We start from the raw sequence: 4632 nt of genomic DNA, 5'->3' as shown, positions 1-4632 counted from the left end.
GGATATGGACTGGTCGTCGTTTTCGCAGGAATCGCGCAGGTTACGTCCGCCTCTCGCGGCGGTGCGTCCGCGTCGGCTGCATCGCTGAGTGCTGGCATCGCGTTTGCCGGAACGGGTGCAGTGATCTTCATCCTCGGGATCCGTCACGCGCGTCTCGTTCGCGCGGCGTTCCGCCGAGACCGCGCTAGCGGAGTAAATCTGACCACCTTTGGCGACGAGGTCCGCGGGTATGTTGCAAATGCGAGGAAGATCTTCGCGGGTCAGCCCGGAAGAGACTCCGCTGGCTGACCAACCGTGTGACTGACAAGTACCCACGGCGAATAGCCCGCACTCTCACAGTGGGCCTCAGTGCGAAAAACCGAGTCTTCGCTTTGATATGTGCGGCGCCACCACCCGTTTGAGTCGTCTGCCCACACCGGAGCACGGGTCGGCTCGACCGCGAAGACCCGCGAGCTTCGTCTCGCCAACGCGAACGGCCCAACGATGCGACCATCGCTACTGGCACCATCGATGCCCGGCACGAAACGCAAGGGCCCCCAGATCTGAGTTGCAGGATCGTGGTCTCGGTCGATTGTTGTGTGATCAACGTCGTCGTCGAGCACACGGATAGTGATTCGATCGAGACGGTCCAGACTCGGAGGGCCATCGAACCGGACACGAAGGTATGTCTGAGCACCTACGCGCTCGAGCGTCGCAAGCAGCTGAGGCGTTAGCTCGGAGTGCCGCCGATCCACTTCGATCTCAGCCAGCTGCTTCGATGAGCGGTTGGACGCAACGGCTGCGCGCCAAGACGCAACGGCTGCGACCGCGGCAGTCACAGCAGCGACTGCGCTGACAATCGAGGCGGGATCCACGTTGTCACCCTACTGGCTCGACTCGACCGTTCTCGCGGTGGCTTCATCCCGAAGGCGACGGTTGACCGGCGAGCGTCCAGCGGGCGAAGTAGTCGCAATTTCCGCCAACTCTATTTTCCGAGCCTCACCGCGTGCTGGGATCAGTTCCGCGTGGTTTCAACCGCCAACTAATGCGGCTTCCGCCAGACCAGGTAGTTGAGTCCCTCGGATTCGTCTGCGCCCAGTGCGATATCGATCGCCCGAGAGCGCCGGCTTTCCCGAGCGCGGCACTGATGTCGAGGCGGGAGCTACGCGCCCACAGCAGGTGCTCAAGAAGCTCCTCGCGCCATTCTTCCGAAACGCCCCGACCCTGCTCGAGACTTAGGACAGTGATTGTCTCAGCCAGCTCTTCGTCAGTGAAGTTCTTCTGCTCATAGCACCGCTCATTCCAGACGCGGAGGCCTACGAGCCATCTAGGACGACACGACGGCGTCCCCGCACTAGTGGACGATCGTTTCAAGCCATATGTGCCGTTAGGGTACGGCTTAGAGCAAGGGAAGGACACAGTTTGTTTCAACGATGGCCGCGTCGCACGCGTATGCGATTCCAATTCGGCGCCGGACTGTTCTTTTGCTTCGTATCTGTGATCTTTTTGCTCACCGGCGGTGCAGCGGAAGTCTTTATTCCCGTTCTGATCGCAGTAGGGATGTTCTGCGGAGCCTACGTGCAGCGCGCCAAACTGCGACGCGAAGAAGCGCCATCAACCCGCCCCTAAGCCTGACGCGACAACTTCCCCTAGGGGTCGGACCCTCCATTGCCACCCAAGAAGCAAACAGTGATCCCGCTATCGGCTCCCTTTTTGGTGGGCATGGGCGTCGACGGCCTAAAGTTTCACACATTCTAGGTCGCCAGGATGGAGTACCCAATGGATCACAGCAAGCGTCTCTTCCTGGTCGTGTACGACTATGGAATGGGTGGTCTCTGGGGGTTGATTCGGGCGCGCTCGGAAGACGAGATCCTCAACCGCTACCCCGAACTTGTTGTCGCGCAAGAACGCCCGAATTGGATGACCCCGGAGGATTACGTGCAACTCGGGCGGACTCGGACTTATGACATTGACGAAGCGCCAACCGGAATTCTCAATGCGGTGTTGTCGGACAGGACCCATGAGTAAGACGCGTGGCGCTCAATCCGCGCTGACGCCGTTATGAACAACATCACAGGAGGCAGAGTCGGTGGCCACGTCGGAGGAAAGCACCGCTACCTTGAACAAGACATTGCGTACTTCTCCAGCAAAGGCTAAGTGCCCGAAATCGTCCGTGCTTTAAACCCCCTAGCCGGGAGGCAGCACCGAGGAACAGGATTCCTCGAAGCGGCGCACAAGGCTGGGAGCTGACGCCAGCCCGCTCGCATCAAGGGCGCTTCGCGTCGCCATGCGATCGAGCAAGCTCGACCCCTGACCCGGCTCCATCCCGAGCCTGCCGCAGCTCACATGCCGCGACATCGCAACACGACCGCACCCGCACTGGCCGTTCGGTGAGAACTTTCCGTACTGACTCAAGCGCGGCTCCGCCGCGCGGTGCGCTGCTCGGATTCGACGGGCCAGACGCACCTATCGCTCACAGAGCTGAGCGGCCCAGTCCCGAAAGACCGGGCCGCTCAGTTGACAGCAACCGTGACAGCAACCCGCCGCGATCCGGGTGCGTCCCCGGCGACACCAGCGGACGAATACCCGCGGAATTCCGCCGATCTTGGACGCGTGCGGACGCCGCCGCTTTGCCTACGGATCAGAAGGTTGGGGGTTCGAATCCCTCGTGGCGCACACTGTGATGTCTCGGGACATCGTGAACGGCTGAACCCTCGGAAACGGGGGTTCAGCCGTTTTTGCGTTGGTAGTCGCGGGTGGGGTCGAGGACGTATTCGGCCAGGACGGTGCCGTCGTGGGTGGTGATGGTGGCGTCGTTGTTGTGGATCAGGCAGATGATCTCGGTGCGGGCGTGGGCGCGGCCGATGCCCAGGTGGAGCATGCGGCCGTGGTGGCGGAGGCTGATCTTGCCGTGCAGGTCGATGGTGTCGTAGCGGACGCGCCAAAGACCGGGATCGCCGGGTGGGGTGGGGGTGGCTTTCGGGATCAGCTGGTAGGCGAATTGGGGTGTTCGGCGGCTGAGGGCGCGGTGGGGCCGGATGGTGTTGTAGTGCTGACGGAACCGGTCGAGGATCTGTTGGAGTTCCTCGGTCGTCTTGGCGGGGTGGGCGGCGAGGTGCTGTTTGAGGGTTTGCCAGAAGCGTTCGATCTTGCCTTGGGTGGTGGGTTTGAAGGGGCGGCCGTTTTTCTGGATGATGCCGTTGAGTGCCAGGAGCGCTTCGAAGGCGTTGCCGGCTCCGGTGCCGGCGGCGTTGCCGGCGTAGGGGGTGGTGTAGACCATCCCGTTATCGGTCAGTGTTGCGGCAGGGTAGCCGTGTTCAGTAGCAGCAGCGGTGAAGGTGTCGGTGACGATCCGGCCGGTGACCCGGCGGTGAGCTGACAGGTGCAACAGGTAGCGGGAATGGTCGTCCAGCCAGCCGATGACCTCCAGGTCCTGCCCGGTGGTGAGCTGGACGTGAGTGAAGTCCGATTGCCAGAGCTCGTTGGGGCGGTCCGCGGCGAAGCGTTGCCAGGAGGAGCGGGGCCGTTTGCGGGGTTGCGGGATGATCGGTGAGGATGCGCCAGATCGTCGACCGGCTCAGCTGGAGGCCCTCACGGGCGAGAAGCTCAGCGATGGTGTCGGCGCCGGCATCCATTCCGTTGCCGATCAGCTCCTGTCGTAACGCCCGCACCCGTTCTCGGACCGTCGCCGGTGTCTGGTTCGGTGATCTCGTCGGACGGCGCGAGTGGGGCTGGAAGGCCGCATCGCCTTCCTCGAGCCATCGGTGATGGAGCTTGTGAACCAAGGGCTTAGAAACCCCGAACCGTTTGGCCACCTCCCCATAACTGAGGCCCTGGACGGTGACGGCTTTAATCAGCACCTCGGCTTTGCTCACCGTTCACGATGTCCCGAGACATCAAATCCGCACCACCGAGACCGTTCACGATGTCCCGAGACATCAAATCCGCACCACCGAGACCGTTCACGATGTCCCGAGACACCCGTTCACGATGTCCTGAAACCAGACACCACGTGGCGCACACTGGTTGAGACAGTAGAAAAGCCCAGCTGATCAGGCATATCGCCGGCGAAGCGGGGCTTTTCGTTTCGCCGCACCGCACCGCTCCCGCCGCCCGCGCCCCGCGGCTCAGCGCGAGGGCGGCGCAGCGGTGCTCGACCGGACCACGAGCCGGGTGTGCAGCACGGAGGAGCGCACGGGCTCCGGGCGCTCCTCGATCTCGGCGACCAGCAGCTCCAGCGCCCGGCGGCCGATCGCCTCGAACTCCTGGTGGATGGTCGTGAGCGGCGGCCAGAAGGAGTCCGACTCGGCCATGTCGTCGAAGCCGACGACGCTCACCTCCTCCGGCACCCGGCGACCCGCCTCGTGCAGCGCGCGCAGCACACCCAGTGCCATCTGGTCGTTCGCTGCGAAGACGGCAGTGATCTCGGGCCGGGAGGCGATCTCCTGGCCGTGCCGGTAGCCCGCGGCGGTGGACCAGTCCCCGCGGAACACCTCGGGCACCGGAGCGCCGGCCTCCTCCAGCGTCCGGCGCCAGGACTCCTCGCGGCGGCCGGCGGAGTACGAGTCCTCGGGGCCGGAGATGTGCCAGACGGTGCTGTGGCCGAGGTCCAGCAGGTGCCGTGTCGCCTGGCGCGCGCCTTCGGCCTGGTCC

General features: G+C 63.7%; 2 protein-coding genes and 1 pseudogene. 1 reads left to right on the top strand and 2 read right to left on the bottom strand.

Annotation, left to right across the window (positions count from 1 at the left end; translation table 11 throughout):
* The first annotated feature begins 1758 nt into the window (after nucleotides 1-1758).
* Entirely contained in the window at nucleotides 1759-2007 is a 249-nt protein-coding gene (locus ACPYOG_RS18675) for a hypothetical protein (RefSeq protein ID WP_481295642.1), read from the top strand.
* Between the two features lie 700 nt (nucleotides 2008-2707).
* Here the strand turns inward: ACPYOG_RS18675 and ACPYOG_RS18670 are convergent.
* Both ACPYOG_RS18670 and ACPYOG_RS18665 read right to left on the bottom strand, forming a co-directional pair.
* Nucleotides 2708-3854: pseudogene (locus ACPYOG_RS18670) on the bottom strand (integrase core domain-containing protein).
* A gap of 252 nt (nucleotides 3855-4106) precedes the next feature.
* On the bottom strand, nucleotides 4107-4632 hold a 526-nt coding region (locus ACPYOG_RS18665; RefSeq protein WP_481295641.1), incomplete at its 5' end, for a substrate-binding domain-containing protein.

It is taken from the genome of Leifsonia sp. HAY1-4F, assembly GCF_056755275.1.
The sequence above is the reverse complement of the archived record's forward strand: the minus strand, read 5'-3'. Positions and strand labels throughout refer to the sequence as shown.